General features: G+C 59.0%; 14 protein-coding genes. 5 read left to right on the top strand and 9 right to left on the bottom strand.

Annotated features, from left to right (window positions below):
• Window positions 1-288 precede the first annotated feature (288 nt).
• From asnS to RE418_RS22170, 3 genes are all read right to left on the bottom strand, one after another.
• The gene (gene asnS / locus RE418_RS22180) at window positions 289-1,689 is read right to left on the bottom strand and encodes an asparagine--tRNA ligase (protein WP_004928205.1); all 1,401 of its coding nucleotides are present in this window, start codon (window positions 1,687-1,689) and stop codon (window positions 289-291) included.
• A gap of 213 nt (window positions 1,690-1,902) precedes the next feature.
• A complete protein-coding gene (gene pncB / locus RE418_RS22175) occupies window positions 1,903-3,108 on the bottom strand; it encodes a nicotinate phosphoribosyltransferase (protein ID WP_043137639.1) in 1,206 nt (401 codons plus the stop codon).
• 255 nt (window positions 3,109-3,363) lie between these two features.
• Window positions 3,364-5,064 (bottom strand): GGDEF domain-containing protein, encoded by a 1,701-nt coding sequence (locus tag RE418_RS22170; RefSeq protein WP_025302294.1) that lies wholly within the window; start codon window positions 5,062-5,064, stop codon window positions 3,364-3,366.
• A gap of 337 nt (window positions 5,065-5,401) precedes the next feature.
• Here RE418_RS22170 and pepN point away from each other — a divergent pair, with 337 nt between their 5' ends.
• Window positions 5,402-8,020: an aminopeptidase N gene (pepN, locus tag RE418_RS22165; protein WP_089180743.1), complete on the top strand. Its 2,619-nt coding sequence runs from the start codon at window positions 5,402-5,404 to the stop codon at window positions 8,018-8,020.
• A 51-nt stretch (window positions 8,021-8,071) separates the two neighbouring features.
• On the opposite strand, the gene ssuB is transcribed toward pepN, so the two are convergent.
• From ssuB to ssuE, 5 genes are read right to left on the bottom strand one after another with little or no spacing between them, the layout of a single operon-like run.
• Window positions 8,072-8,845: an aliphatic sulfonates ABC transporter ATP-binding protein gene (gene ssuB / locus RE418_RS22160; RefSeq protein ID WP_025302296.1), complete on the bottom strand. Its 774-nt coding sequence runs from the start codon at window positions 8,843-8,845 to the stop codon at window positions 8,072-8,074.
• Entirely contained in the window at window positions 8,842-9,636 is a 795-nt protein-coding gene (gene ssuC / locus RE418_RS22155) for an aliphatic sulfonate ABC transporter permease SsuC (RefSeq protein ID WP_049204257.1), read from the bottom strand. The genes ssuB and ssuC overlap by 4 nt, the downstream gene beginning before the upstream one ends.
• Window positions 9,637-9,647: 11 nt before the next feature.
• Complete coding sequence (gene ssuD / locus RE418_RS22150) at window positions 9,648-10,796, bottom strand: FMNH2-dependent alkanesulfonate monooxygenase (protein ID WP_025302298.1); 1,149 nt, start codon at window positions 10,794-10,796, stop codon at window positions 9,648-9,650.
• Window positions 10,797-10,815: 19 nt separating this feature from the next.
• Complete coding sequence (locus RE418_RS22145) at window positions 10,816-11,781, bottom strand: sulfonate ABC transporter substrate-binding protein (protein ID WP_049295343.1); 966 nt, start codon at window positions 11,779-11,781, stop codon at window positions 10,816-10,818.
• Between the two features lie 24 nt (window positions 11,782-11,805).
• The gene (gene ssuE / locus RE418_RS22140; RefSeq protein WP_043137622.1) at window positions 11,806-12,384 is read right to left on the bottom strand and encodes an NADPH-dependent FMN reductase; all 579 of its coding nucleotides are present in this window, start codon (window positions 12,382-12,384) and stop codon (window positions 11,806-11,808) included.
• Window positions 12,385-12,642: 258 nt separating this feature from the next.
• Here ssuE and pyrD point away from each other — a divergent pair, with 258 nt between their 5' ends.
• Complete coding sequence (gene pyrD / locus RE418_RS22135; protein WP_019454516.1) at window positions 12,643-13,653, top strand: quinone-dependent dihydroorotate dehydrogenase; 1,011 nt, start codon at window positions 12,643-12,645, stop codon at window positions 13,651-13,653.
• Between the two features lie 176 nt (window positions 13,654-13,829).
• Window positions 13,830-14,378 carry a cell division protein ZapC gene (locus RE418_RS22130; protein ID WP_004928171.1) on the top strand — a complete coding sequence of 183 codons (549 nt, stop codon included), beginning with the start codon at window positions 13,830-13,832 and terminating at the stop codon, window positions 14,376-14,378.
• A gap of 6 nt (window positions 14,379-14,384) precedes the next feature.
• Here the strand turns inward: RE418_RS22130 and RE418_RS22125 are convergent, their stop codons facing one another.
• Window positions 14,385-15,488, bottom strand: a complete 1,104-nt coding sequence (locus RE418_RS22125) for a YcbX family protein (protein WP_016928298.1) — start codon at window positions 15,486-15,488, stop codon at window positions 14,385-14,387.
• A 103-nt stretch (window positions 15,489-15,591) separates the two neighbouring features.
• Here RE418_RS22125 and rlmKL point away from each other — a divergent pair, with 103 nt between their 5' ends.
• Both rlmKL and RE418_RS22115 read left to right on the top strand, forming a co-directional pair.
• Window positions 15,592-17,718, top strand: coding sequence for a bifunctional 23S rRNA (guanine(2069)-N(7))-methyltransferase RlmK/23S rRNA (guanine(2445)-N(2))-methyltransferase RlmL (rlmKL, locus tag RE418_RS22120; protein ID WP_025302302.1), 2,127 nt, complete (start codon window positions 15,592-15,594; stop codon window positions 17,716-17,718).
• A gap of 5 nt (window positions 17,719-17,723) precedes the next feature.
• Window positions 17,724-19,628 (top strand): ABC transporter ATP-binding protein, encoded by a 1,905-nt coding sequence (locus RE418_RS22115; protein ID WP_089180744.1) that lies wholly within the window; start codon window positions 17,724-17,726, stop codon window positions 19,626-19,628.
• Window positions 19,629-19,694: the final 66 nt, after the last annotated feature.

Here is a 19,694-nt window from a genome sequence, read left to right as displayed (position 1 = left end):
GGTGTTATTCGGACACCTTTGCCACTGCCGCCAATAATTCTTTGGGAACTATTGTTGATAGATTGGTGTCGTCCTGTGTCTGAACGCAGTGTTCCATTCACAGGCGGGTTAATCTAGGACGAAAATGATACCAATGTCCCAATCAGGTTGCAAAAGGAAAGTATGTGTAACCAAATGTAATTTTTCGGGAACTTTGTGACGTGCGTCAATATTAAAAAATGCGAAAGGCCAGCGAGGCTGGCCTTTGTTTTGTAACGAAATCGTTTAAAAAACGAGTGATCGTATAAATTAGAAGCTTGCGTTACGTGGCGTGCGTGGGAATGGAATCACATCGCGCACGTTTTGCACGCCGGTGACATAGGCGATTAAACGTTCAAAGCCCAGGCCGAAACCGGAATGCGGCACGGTGCCGTAGCGGCGCAGATCGCGATACCACCAGTAGTCTTCTTTATTCAGACCCATCTCTTCCAGACGCTGATCGAGCACGTCGAGGCGTTCTTCACGCTGCGAGCCGCCGATGATTTCGCCGATGCCCGGTGCCAGCACGTCCATGGCCGCAACGGTTTTGCCGTCTTCGTTCATGCGCATATAGAACGCTTTGATGTCTTTCGGGTAGTTTTTCACCACCACCGGCGCTTGGAAGTGTTTCTCCGCCAGATAACGTTCATGTTCGGAAGAGAGATCGATACCCCAGGAAACCGGGTTTTCGAAGGTTTGGCCCGAGGCCAGCAGGATCTCAATGGCGTCGGTGTAGTCCACCTGGGCGAAATCGGAAGAAACGAAACGCTCCAGACGAGCGATAGCGTCTTTATCCACGCGCTCGGCGAAGAATTTCAGATCGTCGGCGCGTTCATCCAGCACCGCCTGGAACACATACTTCAGCATGCTTTCGGCCAGGCCGGCAACGTCGTCCAGCGTCGCGAAGGCCACTTCTGGCTCGATCATCCAGAATTCCGCCAGGTGGCGGCTGGTGTTGGAGTTTTCGGCGCGGAAGGTTGGGCCGAAGGTGTAAACCTTCGACAGCGCGCAAGCGTAGGTTTCGCCGTTCAGCTGGCCGGAAACGGTAAGGAAGGCTTCCTTACCGAAGAAGTCTTCGCTGAAGTCGACGGCGCCCTTGTCGGTGCGCGGCAGGTTTTCCAGGTCCAGCGTGGACACGCGGAACATCTCGCCGGCGCCTTCGGTATCGGAGGCGGTGATCAGCGGGGTGGACACCCAGAAATAGCCATTTTCATGGAAGAAGCGATGAATCGCCTGCGCCAGCGTATGACGCACGCGCGCCACGGCGCCGATCAGGTTGGTACGCGGGCGCAGGTGAGCCACTTCGCGCAGGTATTCGATGCTGTGACGTTTGGCCGCCATCGGGTAAGTGTCCGGATCGTCGACCCAGCCGACCACTTTGATCGCGGTAGCCTGCAGTTCGAAGCTCTGGCCTTCGCCCGGTGAAGCGACGACTTTGCCGGTGACTTCAACCGAACAACCGGTAGTCAGATGCAGCACTTCATCCTGATAATTCGGCAGAGAATTATTAACGACGGCCTGTAACGGATCAAAGCAGGAACCGTCATAGACGGCCAGGAAGGAGATACCAGCTTTTGAATCTCTCCGGGTACGTACCCAGCCGCGTACGGTGACTTCACTGTCAACCGCAGCACGACCTTGCAGTACGTCGACTACAGGCACTACGCTCATAGATTTCTCTCTTTAATAATTTGGTTTAGAAATAGCTTACAACCCAAGAATATGGGGGTAATGGCTATGTTACTTGCCGCGGTGCAGAGCACAAGCAGAAATCATCGGATTGGCGCAACATTTATTGCGGCTGACTGAAAAGAGGGCGGTCGGGATAAAAACAAAAAAGCCGGCGCGTGAACCAGGCCGGCTTTCTTTCTATATAGAGGCGGTTCAGCTGGCTTTCTTCACCAGCGGCAGATCGAAGGCTTTGCGCAGGGCCCTGACGAAGGCCTGGTCCTGGCAGATGGTCTTGCCGGGGCTGTCGGAGAGTTTAGCCACCGGCTTGCCTTTGCATTCGACCAGCTTGATCACGATATTCAATGGCTTAACGCCCGGAATATCGCAGGTCAGGCGCGTGCCGATACCGAAGCTGAGATTGATGCGCTGATAGAAGTGGCGATAGAGCGCCAGCGCTTTTTCCAGATCCAGGTTGTCCGAGAACACCAGCGTTTTGCTCATCGGATCGATGCCCAGTTTCTGATAGTGGGCAATGGCTTTCTCACCCCACTCGACGGGATCGCCAGAATCGTGGCGCAGCCCCTGATAACGCTCGGCGAACTGCGGGCCGAAGTCGCGCAGGAAAGCATCCATGGTAATGCAGTCGGTGAGCGCGATGCCGAGCTGATCCGGGTATTCATCCAGCCAGGCCTGCAATGCGGCGCGCTGGCTGTTGGCCAGCACCGGGCTTATCTGCTGATGCGCCTGGAACCATTCATGCGCCTGCGTGCCGACCGGCGCCAGGCCGAGCTGATGAGCCAGATCGTAATTGCTGGTGCCCGACAGGTACGGGAATTCGGCCTGCAAGGTGCTGACGATGGCCTGCTGCACGCCCTGAGAGAAACGGCGACGGGTACCGAAGTCCATCAGCTTGAAGCGCGAAAGGTCCAGATCGCCCGCCAGCGCCTTGAACTGCGCCAGCTTGGTTTGCAGATGTGCCACCGCCTGTTCCGGCGTCGCCAGCGGCGAGCGCCGGCGGTGCACCACTTCACTGATCACCGCCAGCAACGGCACTTCCCACATGATCACTTCACGCCAGGGGCCGGCGATGCGGATGTGCAGTTTGCCGTCGCGGTTGTCGATGGTGACCTGCTGCGGATCGTAGCGGAACGTGCGCAGCCAGTTCAGGTAATCCTGACGGAAGAAGGGCAGACCCGAAAGATAAGCGAATTCGGCGTCGGTCAGCGCCAGCCGGCTCATCAGCGCCACCTGCGCGCGGATCTCGTCGGCATATTCGCCCAACAGTTCGTCGCCGCGGCAGCGGAATTCCGCCGCCACGCTGATCGCGGGATAGCGATGGAACACTGCTTGCTGCATATGAAGCTTATAAGCATCGGTATCAAGCAGTGATGTCAAAATCGGGGAAGCGTATTGAGTCATAGCGCGTTACAGCATCCTCGTCAGGCGCGTGTCCAAATCCGGATAATCATAAAAGTGGGGGTGGAGTATACCCGGATTATCCTGTTATTGAAGCTGCATCACACCATAAATCACCAAAGCGGGTCGAGGATTAAACGTGCCTTTATGACGGCCTGGCGGCGACGGGGAGAAAAAAAAGCCAGATATGCCTGTAAGGTGAATGACTTACCCTAATTAGTCATAAAAATTATAATGTTAATTATTTTAAACAGCGAATCAGATAAAGCCGGCTTCGGTATGCACGCTGACCCGATCCTTGCCGCTCTTTTTGCAAAAATAGAGCGCTTCGTCTGCCTGTTTGATCGCCGCCTGCAGTGCGGTGAACGCGTTGACCGGCGCGATGCCGCAGCTGGTGGTGAAATGCACTTGCCGTCCGTCGGCCAGGTGTAGCGTCAGGCGATGAGTGCGGGCGCGCAATTGCTCCATGATGTCCCGCGCGTTGTCCAACGAACAGTTACCCAGCAGCACCGCAAACTCTTCGCCGCCGTAGCGGCAGAAAATGTCGCTGGCACGGAACGCGCGTTGCAGCAGGTGTCCGAATGCCACCAGCGCCCGGTCGCCCACGTCGTGGCCGTAGCTGTCGTTGAGCTGTTTGAAGTTGTCGATATCGATCAGGCAAAAGGCCTGCGGGTAGCTGCCGTCGCCCAGCAGCTGAGATTCAAGGAAGAATTTACGACGGTTGTAGATATTGGTGAGCGGATCGAGGAAGGAAGAGGCCTCGAGCTCTTTAATCAGCAGTTGTTTCTCGCTCTCCAGCGAGACCTTGTCCAACTGGTATTGCCTGAGCTGCTGAATGGCGTCGCTGATGGCGATCAGTTCCTGGCTGTAGAAGGCGTCGTTGCGATCGATATTCATCTCACCGCGCGACAGCCGTACGATATTGTTGTGGGTCTTGGTCAGCCAACGGTTGATGCTGGTGCAGAACACCAGCGCCGGCAAAATGAACAGCAATACCACCAGGCCGGCAAGTGCGATCATGCCGTAAATGGTCGTCTGGCTGTCGTAAATCTTGTGGCGCGAGGCGAGGGTTTCCAATTCGAAGCTGCGCTGATACAGCGCCTGCGAAAGCCCGCTCACATCGTCGACATAGCGCGAGATAAGCGCTGTGGGATAGGGCTTGTGGGTATCGATAGCGGTGTACAGCCCATCGGTAATCTGTTGAAGGCGTTCAGCGGACACCTGGGCGAGTAACGCATTGACGATGTCGGTGATTTGTCCATCGTCGTAGTTGATCTTCATGAAGATCAATCGGGTGCTCAGGGCGTTCAGCACGCCGGTCAGTTGAATGGACTTCAGATAGGCGTCTTTGCGAACCAGCGGGCTTACATTGACGTCGATAATCTGATCGCTCAATTCCGTCAGTGACATATTCAGCCGATTATTGAGACGGATGGCCTCGAGAAACATAAAGGAGTCGGTATCCACCATCCGGGTATCGTAGGTATAACGGTAATAGCTCTTGCTGGTTTGCGAGATGTAATAGGCGCTGTTGATGTTGAACAGATTAGCGTTGGTGTTATTGATCTGCGAAAGCTGCAGGTTGTCATTATCCAGCAACTGTTCCATCAGGCCGATCATCGACAGCGCAGCAATTTTTTGCCGAACCCCGAGCTGTCTGGCGACCTCATCGTCCAGATGTTCGCGGATCCGGGTGATTCTCTCGCGCGCCACCCGATCGGCGGCCAAACATTGCGCGCGGGTGATCTGAGGATCGATCAGGCTCAATCGTTTGAGACGGTGAGCCTGCAGCGCCGCCTGGAAGGCTTCGGAGATTTCTTTGGCGCGATCAATTTTGTACAGGTTGAGTTGGTTGTCGCGGTAATCGGTATGGGCTTCAAGCAGCTCATCGACAATGAACAGAGAGAAGGAGGTCATCAGGCACAGGGTAAAAAAATAGATTGCGTATTTGATTTTCATAGTGCGAGTCATCCCTGGGCCTGATGCCGCAATTATACCACCATGCCGCCTGAGCCGCCTCAACTATGCCGGCGCCCCCCGATGGTGGTTTTTTAGCATTAAATGCTGATTTTTATTTGGCCATTGGTCACCCGCGCTGCCGCCAGACGGACGATTTATGATTTGCCTCTGATTTCTCTATCGTGGTCGCCCGGCGGCTCTGGGCTTTTCGGCCAGCTGTGATACAGTTTATTCACAATTCAGGCCCGCCGCGCGCTGCCGGGAAACACACCGGCTGCGGTACGAAGGGGAAGAGCGGCCTGGCACCTATAACTCACTGAGATGTTTAAGGGTTTTTATGACACAACAGCCACAGGCAAAATACCGCCACGACTATCGCGCGCCCGATTACACCACGACCGATATCGATTTGGACTTCAGTCTGGACGCGGAAACCACGCGCGTGACCGCCGTCAGTAAAATCAAACGTCAGGGCACGGTCGGTGCACCGCTGGTGCTGGATGGTGAAGATCTGACGCTGGTGAGCATTCAGGTCGACGGCCAACCGTGGAGCGCCTACCGTCAGCAGGATAACCAGCTGATCATCGATGAGTTGCCGGCACAATTCACTCTTACCATCGTCAACGACATTCACCCGGCGAAAAACACCGCGCTGGAAGGGCTGTACCTGTCCGGCGATGCGCTGTGCACGCAATGCGAAGCCGAAGGCTTCCACCACATTACCTATTACCAGGATCGCCCGGACGTGCTGGCGCGCTTTACCACCCGTATCGTGGCCGACAAGGCGCGCTATCCGTTCCTGCTGTCAAACGGCAACCGCATTGGCCAGGGTGAATTGGCCGATGGCCGCCACTGGGTGCAATGGCAGGATCCGTTCCCGAAACCTTGCTACCTGTTCGCGCTGGTGGCGGGGGACTTCGACGTGCTGCGCGACAGCTTCACCACCCGTTCCGGCCGTAAGGTCGCACTGGAGCTGTTCGTCGATCGCGGCAATCTGGATCGCGCCGACTGGGCGATGACGTCGCTGAAGAACTCGATGAAGTGGGACGAGACCCGCTTCGGTCTGGAATACGATCTCGACATTTATATGATCGTGGCGGTCGATTTCTTCAATATGGGCGCGATGGAGAACAAAGGGTTAAATATCTTTAACTCCAAATATGTGCTGGCGAAGGCGGAAACCGCCACTGACAAGGATTACCTGAACATCGAAGCGGTGATTGGCCACGAATACTTCCACAACTGGACCGGTAACCGTGTGACCTGCCGAGACTGGTTCCAGCTCAGCCTGAAAGAGGGGCTGACGGTGTTCCGCGATCAGGAGTTCAGTTCCGATCTGGGATCGCGCTCGGTCAACCGCATCGATAACGTGCGCGTAATGCGCGGCGCGCAGTTCGCCGAAGACGCCAGCCCGATGGCGCACGCCATCCGCCCGGACAAAGTGATCGAGATGAACAACTTCTACACCCTGACGGTGTATGAAAAAGGTTCTGAAGTGATCCGCATGATGCACACCCTGCTGGGGGAAGCGAACTTCCAGAAAGGAATGCAGCTCTATTTCGAACGCCACGACGGCAGCGCCGCCACCTGCGATGACTTCGTACAGGCGATGGAGGACGCGTCCAACGTGGATCTGTCGCGCTTCCGCCGTTGGTATAGTCAGTCCGGCACGCCGCTGTTGACGGTGCGCGACGAGTACGATGCGGAAACTCAGCAATATCGCCTGCATGTCAGCCAGAAAACCGCGCCGACCGCCGAACAGCCTGAGAAGTTGCCGCTGCATATCCCGCTGGATATCGAGCTGTACGACAGCGAAGGCAACGTCATCGCGCTGCAGAAGGGCGGCCTGCCGGTCAACAACGTGCTGAACGTCACCGAAGCGGAGCAGACCTTCGTGTTCGACGGCGTGGCGCACAAGCCGGTGCCGTCGCTGCTGCGTGAATTCTCTGCGCCGGTGAAACTGGATTATCCGTACAGCGATCAGCAACTGACCTTCCTGATGCAGCACGCGCGCAATGAGTTTGCGCGTTGGGATGCGGCGCAGAGCCTGCTGGCGACCTACATCAAACTGAACGTGGCGCGGCACCAGCAGAAGCAGCCGTTGTCGCTGCCGCTGCACGTGGCCGATGCGTTCCGCGCGGTGCTGCTGGACGAAAAACTGGATCCGGCGCTGGCGGCGCAGATCCTGACCTTGCCGTCGGAGAACGAAATCGCCGAGCTGTTCGCCACTATCGATCCAGAAGCGATCGCCGCGGTGCACGAAGCGATCGTACGCTGCCTGGCGCGGGAGTTGGCCGATGAGTGGCTGGCGGTGTATCACGCTAACAAGACCGACGGCTACCGCGTGGAGCATGGCGAGATCGCCAAGCGCGCCTTGCGTAATGTGTGCCTGGGCTATCTGGCGTTCGGCGAAGATGTGGTGCTGGCGGACCAGCTGGTGAGCGAACAGTATCGCCAGGCGGACAACATGACCGACTCGCTGGCGGCGCTGTCTGCTGCGGTCGCGGCCCAGCTGCCGTGCCGCGATGCGCTGCTGGCGGCGTTCGACGAGCGCTGGCATCAGGATGGCCTGGTGATGGACAAATGGTTCGTGCTGCAGGGCAGCAGCCCATCGGCAGACGTGTTGAGCAAGGTGCGCGCGCTGCTGCAACACCGCTCGTTCAGCCTGAGCAACCCGAACCGCACCCGTTCGCTGATCGGCGGCTTCGCTTCCGGCAACCCGGCGGCGTTCCATGCCGCGGACGGCAGCGGCTATCAGTTCCTGGCGGAGATCCTCAGCGATCTCAACCAGCGCAACCCGCAGATCGCCGCGCGCCTGATTGAACCGCTGATTCGCCTGAAGCGTTACGACGCGGGCCGTCAGGCGCTGATGCGCAAGGCGCTGGAACAGTTGAAAGGGTTGGAAAACCTGTCCGGCGATCTGTACGAGAAGATCAGTAAGGCGCTCGACGCCTGATCTTTTCACGCTGATATAGATAAGGGACGGCCTGCGCCGTCCTTTTTTCGTTCAATTCGCCGCCTGGCGTGAGCTGGCCGCGGTGACCGGCGGTGATAATACCCGCTCCAGCACTTCAGCTTCCAGTTCCGCCAGCCTGGCCGAACCTTTGCGGCGTGGCCGCGGCAGATCGATGCTCAGATCCAGTCCGATGTGGCCCTCTTCAATCAGGATCACCCGATCCGCCAGCGTGATGGCTTCGCTGACGTCGTGCGTCACCAGTAGTACGGTAAAACCGTGCTGTTGCCACAGTGTCTCTATCAGCCCTTGCATCTCGATGCGCGTCAGGGCATCCAGAGCCCCGAGCGGTTCGTCCAGCAGCAGCAGGCGGGGGCGGTGGATCAGCGCGCGCGCCAGGGCGACCCGCTGCTTTTGTCCACCGGACAGCGCCGCCGGCCAGTCACGGGCGCGATCCGCCAAACCGACCGCGTCCAGTGCCTGCAGCGCCGCGTCGTGCCAGTGGCCGCGCAGCCCCAGGCCCACGTTGTCGATCACCGTTTTCCACGGCAGCAGGCGCGCATCCTGAAACATCAACCGGGTATCCTCTTTGGCGGCGGCAAGCGGCGCGTTGCCGCTGAGCAGCGCGCCGCTGCTGGCCTGTTCCAGGCCGGCTAACAGGCGCAGCAGGGTGCTCTTGCCGCAGCCGCTGCGGCCGACCACCGCCACGAACTGCCCGGCGGAAATGCGCAGCTGAATATTGTCCAGCACCGTGCGGTTGCCGTATCGTTTGCCGATGGACTCCAGCGTCACCGGCGTGCCTTGTGCAAGGCGAGCGGGAAGGGTCATAGCGCTTCTCCCTGTTTCAGTTGATAGGCCGGATGCCAGCGCAACCAGACGCGCTCAAGCAGCTGCGCGCCCACGTCCGCCAGTTTGCCGAGCAGGGCGTACAGCACGATCGCCACCACCACCACGTCGGTTTGCAGAAATTCACGCGCGTTCATCGCCAGGTAGCCGATGCCCGAATTGGCCGAGATGGTTTCGGCGACGATCAGCGTCAGCCACATGAACCCGAGGGCGAAACGCACGCCGACCATAATCGACGGCAATGCGCCCGGCAGCACCACCTGCGTGAACAGGCGAAAACCGCTCAGACCGTAGCTGCGCGCCATCTCCAGCAGGCCGCGATCGATGTTTTTGATGCCGTGATAGGTATTGAGATAAATCGGGAACAACGTGCCGAGCGCCACCAGAAAGATCTTGGCGGATTCATCGATGCCGAACCACAGGATCACCAGTGGGATCAGCGCCAGGTGCGGCACGTTGCGGATCATTTGCACCGAGCTGTCCAACAGACGTTCGCCCCAGTGCGACAGCCCGGTAATAAAACCGAGGATCAGTCCGATGCTGCCGCCGATGGCAAAGCCGATCAACGCGCGCTGGCTACTGATGCTCAGGTGCTGCCACAGCTCGCCGCTTTGGCTCAGGCGCCAGAAGGCGGCGAGCACCGCGCTCGGCGCCGGCAAAATGCGGTTGGACAGCCAGCCAGTTTCGACGGCGATTTGCCAGAGGATCACCAGCGCCAGCGGCAGCGCCCAAGGGGCCAGCCGGTAAAGGATGCGTTGTACGTTATTTGCCATCGGGGCGCTCCTCAGCTCTGCGACACTTTTTGCGGAACATAAATGTTGGCCACCACTTCGCCCTGCGGGCGCACCGGCTGAAGGCGCGCAGGCGTTTCTTCCTGCGCCAGATCGAGGTGAGGGAACAGCAGTTCTCCGACGCGGTAGGCCTCTTCCAGATGCGGATAGCCGGAGAGAATAAAGGTGTCGATGCCCAGATCGGCGTATTCCTGCATGCGTGCGGCGACCGTCGGGCCATCGCCCACCAGTGCGGTGCCGGCGCCGCCGCGCACCAGGCCGATGCCGGCCCACAGGTTCGGGCTGATCTCCAGGTTGTCCTTCTTGCCGCCGTGCAGCGCCGCCATGCGCCGTTGGCCGACGGAGTCGAAGCGCGCAAAGGCTTGCTGCGCGTTGGCGATGGTTTCCTCATCGAGGTGGGCGATCAGCCGATCGGCGGCGCGCCAGGCCTCTTCGGTGGTTTCCCGCACGATGACATGCAGACGGATGCCGAAACGCACCTGTCGGCCCTTCGCCGCCGCTTTGGCGCGTACTTCCTCGATCTTCTCTTTGACCTGCGCCGGCGGCTCTCCCCAGGTGAGGTACATTTCTACCTGTTCGGCGGCCAGATCCTGCGCGGCGGCGGAGGATCCGCCGAAATAGAGCGGCGGGCGCGGTTGCTGCACCGGCGGGAACAGCAGCTTGGCCCCTTTCACCTGAATATGCTTGCCGTCGAAATCGACGGTTTCGCCTTCCAGTACCCGGCGCCAGATATGAGTGAACTCGGTCGAGGCCTCGTAACGCTCTTCATGACTGAGATGTAACCCCTCCGCCGCCAGCTCTTCCGGATCGCCGCCGGTGACCAGATTGAACAGCGCGCGCCCGTTGGACAGGCGATCCAGCGTCGCCGCCTGACGCGCCGCCAGCGTAGGGGAGATGATGCCCGGCCGCAACGCAACCAAAAACTTCAGCCGCTGGGTGACCGGGATCAACGAGGCGGCCACCAGCCAGGAGTCTTCGCAAGAGCGACCGGTGGGGATCAGCACACCGCCGAATCCCAGCCGATCCGCCGCCTGGGCGATCTGCTGCAAGTAACCGTGATCGACGCTGCGAGCGCCCTGCGCGCTGCCAAGATAGTGGCCGTCGCCATGGGTGGGTAAAAACCAGAAAACGTTCAGGCTCATCGTCAATGTTCCCCCGTATTTATTGCGCGCTTGGGCGCCAGATGCGTTGCGAGATGTCGACCTTCACCGGCACCAACCGGTTGGCGTAAAACAGGTCGGCGGTTTGCTGCTGCGCGGCGATCGTATGCGCATCTAGCGGTGTGATGGCGGTCGGGGGGCGGTGATCCAGATAGCTGGCGATCACCGGTTCCGGCAGCCCCATGGCGTTGGCCAGCAGGGTCACGCTTTGCGCCCGGTCGCTGCGGGTGAGTGCATCGGCCTGGGTTAGCACCGTCAGGACCTGGCTGATAAAGGCGCCATTGGCTTCGACATAGGGGCGCGCCGCCAGATAGAAGGAACCGGTCTGGTTCAGATCGGTGCCGTCGCCGAGCACCCGCACGCCGCCCTGCAGCAGCGCGGCGGAATAATAAGGATCCCAGATAGCCCAGGCATCGACGTTGCCCTGCTGGAATGCGGCGCGCGCATCGGCGGGCGTCAAATAGGCGGGCTGGATATCCGTAAATTTCAGTCCGGCCTTTTGCAGCGATCGCAGCAGCAGGTTATGTGAGCTGGATCCTTTCTGGAACGCGACCTTATGGCCTTTCAGATCGGCGACGGTTTTGATCGGGCTATTTTCCGGCACCAGGATTACTTCGGCCTTCGGTTTGGGCGGCTCAACGCCGACATACAGCAGATCCGCGCCGGCGGCCTGCGCAAAGATCGGCGGAATATCACCGGTGCTGCCCAGATCGATGCTGCCGACGTTCAAGGCCTCCAGCATCTGCGGGCCGGCGGGAAATTCAATCCAACTGATGCGGGTGGCGGGGAAGCGTTCCTCCAGCAGCCGGTGGCTTTTCGCCAGCACCAGACTCACCGATCCTTTCTGGTAACCGATGCGAAATTGCGCCGGATCCTGCGCGACGGCGGCGTTGGCCCAGACCAGCGACAGCAGGCCGGTGAAGGCCGCGGCGCTCAGCCAACGTCGCAAAGCGTTGCGTTGTTTCATTCAGGCCCTCCTTTTCCAGGCATGTCAGGCGGTTTGACGCGCCGTCAGCGGCGAGGCGACGCGCAGCGCGGGCGGTTTGCGGCGGCCAAGCGCCAAATAGAAACTGGCGAGCGCCTCTTCCAACCGGGCGGCCACGGCGTCGGTGAGCGTGGCGCTTTCGCCGGTCAGTTGGATCTGGCTGTCGTCGGCGAACACGCCGTGCAGCACCTCTTGCGCTTTCAGCGCCGCCAGCACCGGTTTCAGCGCATAGTCCACCGCCAGCATGTGGCCGACGGAACCGCCGGTCGCCAGCGGCAGCACCACCTTATGATCCAGCGCGCGTTCCGGCAGCAGGTCCAGCAGGGTTTTCAGCGCGCCGGAGAACGACGCTTTATAAACCGGCGTGGAAATCAGCAGGCCGTCGGCCTGCGCCAGCTGCTCGGCAAACGCCTTGATCGCCGGACTGTTGAAGTTGGCGTACAGCAGGTCTTCGGCGTCAAAGTCGTGCAGGGTATAGGCCGTCACTTCCACCCCTTGCTGCCGCAGCCAGTTCTGACTCAGCGAGAGCAGCGCGGCGGAACGTGATGGGATACGTGGGCTACCGGCCAGTGATATAACGCGCATTGCCACTCCTTATAACTAAAAGTTAGGTTTAATTAGAAAATCAATGGGAAGTGTTTTAAACCTACCAGCAACCGGGCGCGTTGTTTAAATCTCATTTTTTGATTTGGATATGCGCAAAAGCGGATTGGCGCCGATTTGGCGGTGAAGTGGGAAAACGATTGCGTAAAAACGGCTTTTTTTGCCTTTAATCAATTCCAATTAGGCGGGGGATACCGGATAATACGCCCCCGGTTTGCAACCGGGAAATCAGGAGAGTCCATGTACTACCCCCTCATCAGGAAAGCGTTGTTCCAGCTCGATCCGGAGCGCGCGCACGAAGTGACCTTTCGTCAGCTCAGCCGTATTACCGGCACCCCATTAGCGTTTCTTGTCCGTCAGTCCGTGCCGACCAAACCGGTCAGCTGCATGGGGCTGTCGTTTAAAAACCCGCTGGGATTGGCCGCCGGTCTGGATAAAAACGGCGAATGCATCGATGCGTTCGGCGCGATGGGCTTCGGCCATGTGGAAGTCGGCACCGTGACGCCGCGTCCGCAACCGGGCAACGACAAGCCGCGCTTGTTCCGCGTGGTTGAGGCGGAAGGCCTGATTAACCGCATGGGGTTCAATAACCATGGCGTGGACAATCTGGTTGAAAACGTTAAGAAATCCCATTTCGGCGGCATTCTTGGGATCAATATCGGCAAGAATAAAGACACGCCGGTCGAGCAGGGAAAAGACGATTATTTGATCTGCATGGATAAAGTTTATCCGTATGCCGGATATATCGCGATTAACATCTCTTCACCGAATACGCCGGGGTTACGATCCTTACAGTATGGCGAAGCGCTGGACGATCTTTTGGCTGCGATTAAAAATAAGCAGCAGGAATTACATGCGCGGCATCACAAATATGTGCCGGTGGCGGTAAAGATCGCGCCGGATCTTTCAGAAGAAGAATTGATCCAAATTGCCGACAGCCTGGTGCGGCATAATATCGATGGCGTGATCGCCACCAATACCACATTGGATCGAAAATTGATCCAAGGGTTAAATTACTGCGAACAAGCGGGCGGGTTAAGTGGGCGTCCGTTGCAATCGCGCAGCACCGAAGTGATCCGTCGTCTCTCCACCGAACTGCAGGGGCGCCTGCCGATTATCGGGGTAGGCGGCATCGATTCGCTGACGGCGGCGCGCGAAAAAATGGAGGCCGGCGCGAGCCTGCTGCAAATTTATTCCGGATTTATCTATCACGGCCCGCGTTTGATTAAAGATATCGTTACCCATATCTAATATTTTTCCTCTCATTTTATTCCGGGGGTTTATTTCTGCCCCCGGCTCGTCTATATTTTGTTCGTTAGCGTAAATATCGTTCGCGGAATTATCCGATGTTTAAGCTATTTTATCGGTGATAAAATCGCCTTTTAGGGTGAGTGCGGCGTTGGCATAGGCAGCGAGAAGGATACGAAATGAAGATAAAACCTGACGATAATTGGCGTTGGTATTTTGATGCCGAACACGATCGGCTAATGCTGGATTTAGCTAATGGTATGATCTTCCGTTCACGTTTTCCGGCCAAAATGTTAACGCCGGACGCCTTCGATGAATGCGCTTTTTGCGTGGATGACGCTGCCCTTTATTTCACCTACGAAGAACAGTGCAAACAGGTCAAGCTGAGCCATGAACAGCGCGCCGAGCTGGTGTTGAATGCGCTGGTCGCCTACCGCTTCTTGAAACCGCTGATGCCGAAGAGCTGGCATTTCTCGCAACAACACTACCCGTTGCAGCCGAAAAACGGCGAACTGGCGGCAGTGAAAGTGATGGAAAGCGGCGCGGAAGCGCGTTTGCTGGTGGTGGAGGCCGGGGATAACGCCAGCCTGTGCCTGCTGGCGCAAAATCAGCTGACGGTCGCTGGCCGTACCATGGTATTGGGTGACGCCATCAAGGTGATGCACGATCGGCTGAAACCCTGCGCGCAGGATGAAAGCGCCGCCCCGGCTTACGACAGGGCGGTATAAGGCGGATTACGCCAACGTCAAATCACTTTTCGGGATGCAGCTGCAGCACAGGATGGTGCCGTTGTCGCCCAGCGCGCTTTTCTTCAGGGGCGCGACTTCACCGCTCAACAACGTAATGCGGCAGCTGCCGCAAATCCCGGCGCGGCAGGAGTAAGGTACGCGGATGCCTTGCTGTTCCAACTGCTCGAGCAGGATCTGCTGGTTATTGCCGGTAAACACCTTGCCTTCATATTCGATCGTGACGCTGTGCGCGCTGTCTTGTGGCGCCTGCACGCTCTCTACCACTTTCCCGGCGCCATAAGGGCGCGGCGGCTTGGTCGACAGCACTTCCACCGTATCGCCCACGCGAATGATGCCGCTGTTGCGCGCGATCATATTCTGGCCAAAATCGATGTCGCCGTTGTCGGCGGAGCGGAATTTTTGCAGCGTGCTGAGCGGTTCGCCGCTCGGGTGCTTGCGGCCACGCTCGGTGCTGACGGTGGTAAGCACGCAGCGGCTGCAGGGTTTCACCAGATCGAACATCACGTCACCGACGCGGATCACCTGCCAGCCGTCTTCGGCCCAGGCGGTGGCGCCGCTCACCACCAGATTGGGGCGGAACTGCTCTAGCTTGATGCTGCCGGGGCAGCGCTGTTGCAGATCGTTGAACGAAGCCTGGTTAATCAGCAGATAAGGGTAGCCGTCGGCAAACGTCAGCGGGATTTCAGGGTGTTTCTTGACCCGGCGGGTCAGCTCCGGCCCCAGCCAGCGCAGCTGCACGTCGCGCTGGAAATAGCCGCTCAGCCAGCGGTTGATCTCATCTGGCGCAGTCAGCGCGGTGAAATGGTTGCCCCATACCTCGGTCGGCTGCGGCGCGGCGGCGAAGTCGCTGAAGCGAATGGCGGCGCTTTCACCGTCCGGCGCGGTCAGAAACAGCCCATCCGGCAACAGCGCCGGCGTGAACAACACCATCTGCGGATATTGGCGCGCGGTAATAAAGGTGCCGTCCGGCTCGGTGATCATAAAGTTGCGGTCGAAGGCCAGACCGCTGCTGCCGACCTGGGCGTAAGAAAGCTGCAGGCCGCGCAGTGATTTAACCGGATGGACGTAGAGTTTGGAAAGCGTGATCACCCTTATCTCCGTGCGATGATTAAATAGAAGGGAGCAACTTTATGACAAGCGGTGCGGATTAGCTATAATGCGCAACAATTTTCTTTTTGGTGATAAGTACGATATGAACTCTCTGTTTGCCAGCACGGCGCGTGGATTGGAAGAACTGTTAAAAAGCGAGCTGGAAGCGCTTGGCGCTCACGACTGCAAAGTGGTGCAGGGCGGGGTACATTTTCAGGGTGACGATCGTCTTCTGTACCAAAGCCTGCTGTGGAGCCGCCTGGCTTCGCGCATTCTGTTGCCGCTGAACGAATTCCGCGTGCACAGCGACCTGGATCTGTACCTTGGGGTGCAGGCGATCGACTGGCCGAGCATTTTTGGCGTGGATAAAACTTTTGCCGTGCATTTCAGCGGCGTGAACGAAGAGATCCGCAACAGCCAATATGGCGCGCTGAAGGTGAAAGACGCCATCGTCGACAGCTTCACCCGTAAACTTGACCAACGCCCGACGGTTGCCAAGCAGCAGCCGGATATTCGCGTTAACGTCTTCCTGCAACGCGATATGGCCAGCGTGGCGCTCGATCTGAGCGGCGAAGGCCTGCACCAGCGCGGCTACCGCGATCTCACCGGCCAGGCGCCGCTGAAGGAAAACCTGGCGGCCGCCATCGTGCTGCGCTCCGGCTGGCAACCGGGCACGCCGATGCTCGATCCGATGTGCGGCTCCGGCACGCTGTTGATCGAAGCGGCGATGATCGCCGCCGATCGCGCGCCGGGTCTTCACCGTCAACACTGGGGATTCAGCGCCTGGAATGGCCACAACGCCGAACTGTGGCGTGAAGTCACCACCGAAGCACAGGTTCGTGCCCGCCGCGGTCTGCAGGAAACCGCCTCTCGCTTCTTCGGTTCCGATATCGATCGCCGGGTGATTGAGATGGCGCGCGGCAACGCCCGCCGCGCCGGCGTCGCCGAACTGATCACCTTCAACGTCGGCGACGTCGCGCGGTTGACCAACCCGCTGCCGGAAGGCCCGCACGGTACCGTGATCAGCAACCCGCCGTATGGCGAGCGTCTGGAAAGCGAACCGGCGCTGATTGCGCTGCACAACATGCTGGGCCGCGTGATGAAAAGCGCCTTCGGCGGTTGGCAGCTGTCGCTGTTCAGCGCCTCGCCGGAGCTGTTGAGCTGCCTGCAGCTGCGCGCCGAGCGCCAGTTTAAGGCGAAGAACGGCCCGCTGGAGTGCGTGCAGAAAAATTATCAGCTGGCGGCAAGCCCGGCCGGTGCCGCTACCGGCGGCGTGCAGGTGGCGGAAGATTTCGCCAACCGTCTGCGCAAGAATTTGAAGAAGCTCGACAAGTGGGCGAAGCAACAAGGCATTGAATGCTACCGCCTGTACGATGCCGATCTGCCAGAATACAACGTCGCGGTGGACCGCTACGGCAGCAAGGTGGTGGTGCAGGAGTATGCGCCGCCGAAAACCGTCGATGCACAGAAAGCGCGTCAGCGCCTGTTCGATGTGATCAACGCGACGCTGGCGGTGCTGGAGCTGCCGTCGAATCAGCTGATCCTGAAAACGCGCGAGCGGCAGAAGGGCAAAAACCAGTACGAGAAACTGGCGCAGAAGGGCGAGTTCCTGCTGGTGGAAGAGTATAACGCCAAGCTGTGGGTCAACCTGACCGACTATCTCGATACCGGCTTGTTCCTCGATCACCGCATCGCGCGCCGTATGCTGGGCGAGATGAGCAATGGCAAGGACTTCCTCAACCTGTTCGCCTATACCGGCACCGCCAGCGTGCATGCCGGGCTGGGCGGCGCGCGCAGCACCACCACGGTGGACATGTCGCGCACTTATCTGGAATGGGCGGAGAAGAACCTGCGCGCCAACGGCCTGACCGGCCGTCAGCATCGATTGATCCAGGCCGACTGCCTGTCGTGGTTGAGCAACGCCAACGAACAGTTCGACGTGATCTTCATCGATCCGCCGACCTTCTCCAACTCCAAGCGGATGGAGAACACCTTTGACGTGCAGCGCGATCACCTGGCGCTGATGAAAGATTTGAAACGGTTGCTGCGCCGCAACGGGACCATCATGTTCTCGAATAACAAGCGCGGTTTCCAAATGGATATGGCAGGGCTGAGTGCGCTGGGCCTGGAGGCGAAAGAGATCACCGCCAAGACGCTGTCGCAGGACTTTGCTCGTAACCGTCAGATCCACAACTGCTGGCTGGTGACTCACGCCGGCGAAGGAAAATAATTACTATGTCGTTAATCAGCATGTCCGGCGCCTGGCTTTCTTTCAGCGATGCGCCACTGTTAGACAACACCGAAATTCATATCGAAGACAACGAGCGCGTGTGTCTGGTCGGGCGCAACGGCGCCGGTAAGTCCACGCTGCTGAAGATCCTCGGCAAAGAGATCCCGCTGGACGACGGGCGGGTGATCTACGAACAGGATCTGATCGTGGCGCGCCTGCAACAGGATCCGCCGCGCAATATCGGCGGCAGCGTGTTCGACTTCGTGGCGGAAGGCGTTGCGGAGCAGGCAGAACACCTGAAGGCGTATCATGCGATTTCCCACCTGGTGGAAAGCGATCCGAGCGAGAAAAACCTGGCGCGCATGGCGCAAATCATGGAGATCCTCGATCACCAGGGACTCTGGCAGCTCGACAGCCGCATCAGCGAAGTGCTGCTGCAGCTGGGGTTGAACGGCGACGCAGAACTTTCCTCGCTGTCCGGCGGCTGGCTGCGTAAAGCGGCGCTGGGCCGCGCGCTGGTGAGCTCGCCGCGCGTATTGTTGCTCGACGAACCGACCAACCACCTGGATATCGAAACCATCGACTGGCTGGAAGGTTTCCTGAAAGAGTTCGACGGCAGCATCGTCTTCATCTCGCACGACCGTTCGTTTATCCGCAACATGGCGACGCGCATCGTCGATCTGGATCGCGGTAAGCTGGTTTCCTGGCCGGGCAACTACGATCTGTACCTGCAGAGCAAAGAAGAAGCGCTGCGGGTGGAAGAGCTGCAAAACGCCGAGTTCGATCGCAAGCTGGCGCAGGAAGAGGTCTGGATCCGTCAGGGCATCAAAGCGCGCCGTACCCGTAACGAGGGCCGCGTGCGTGCGCTGAAGGCGCTGCGCGTCGAGCGTTCAGAGCGCCGTGAAGTGATGGGCACCGCCAAGATGCAGGTGGAAGAGGCGACCCGCTCCGGCAAAATCGTATTCGAGCTGGAAGACGTCAATTATCAGGTTGGCGAAAAAGTGCTGGTGCGCGGTTTCTCCGCTCAGGTGCAGCGCGGCGACAAGATTGCGCTGGTGGGGCCGAACGGCTGTGGCAAAACCACGCTGCTGAAACTGATGCTCGGTCAGCTGAAAGCCGACAGCGGCCGCGTGCACTGCGGCACCAAGCTGGAAGTGGCCTATTTCGACCAGCACCGCGCCGATCTCGATCCGGAGCGCACGGTGATGGACAACCTGGCGGAAGGCAAACAGGAAGTAATGGTCAACGGCCGCCCTCGCCACGTCTTGGGCTACCTGCAGGACTTCCTGTTCCACCCGAAGCGTGCGATGACGCCGGTGAAGGCGCTGTCGGGCGGTGAGCGTAACCGCCTGCTGTTGGCTAAGCTGTTTCTGAAACCGAGCAATCTGCTGATCCTCGATGAACCAACCAACGATCTCGACGTCGAAACGCTGGAGCTGCTGGAAGAGCTGATCGACGGCTATCAGGGCACCGTGCTGCTGGTCAGCCACGATCGTCAGTTCGTCGACAACTCGGTGACCGAGTGCTGGATTTTCGAAGGCAATGGCGTGATCAAGGCCTTCGTCGGCGGTTACTACGATGCGCATCATCAGCGCGCGACGGCGAAACCGATTCGTCAGGCGGCGCCGAGCGCGAGCAAACCGGCGGCGGAGAAAAAGGCCGAACAGCCGAAGAAAGCGGCGGCCAAGCTGAGTTACAACCTGCTGCGTGAGCTGGAACAGCTGCCGCAGCGGCTCGAACAGCTGGAAGCGGAAATCGAAGCGCTGCAGGTGCAGATGAGCGATGCCGACTTCTTCACGCGGCCGCACAGCGAAACGCAAGAAGTGCTGACGGCGTTGGCTAACGCCGAGCAGGCGCTCGAGCAGGCCTTCGCCCGCTGGGAAGAGCTGGAAGCGATGAAAAACGGCTGACCGTTGCGATACCGCCCGCGCGCTGCTGCGGGCGGTATCGACGTGCCGGTGAGCAACGTTATTGAG

This window comes from Serratia sp. szju (assembly GCF_044594185.1).
GTDB classification, from domain to species: Bacteria; Pseudomonadota; Gammaproteobacteria; order Enterobacterales; family Enterobacteriaceae; genus Serratia; species Serratia bockelmannii.
This window is presented reverse-complemented; position numbering and strand designations above follow the sequence as displayed.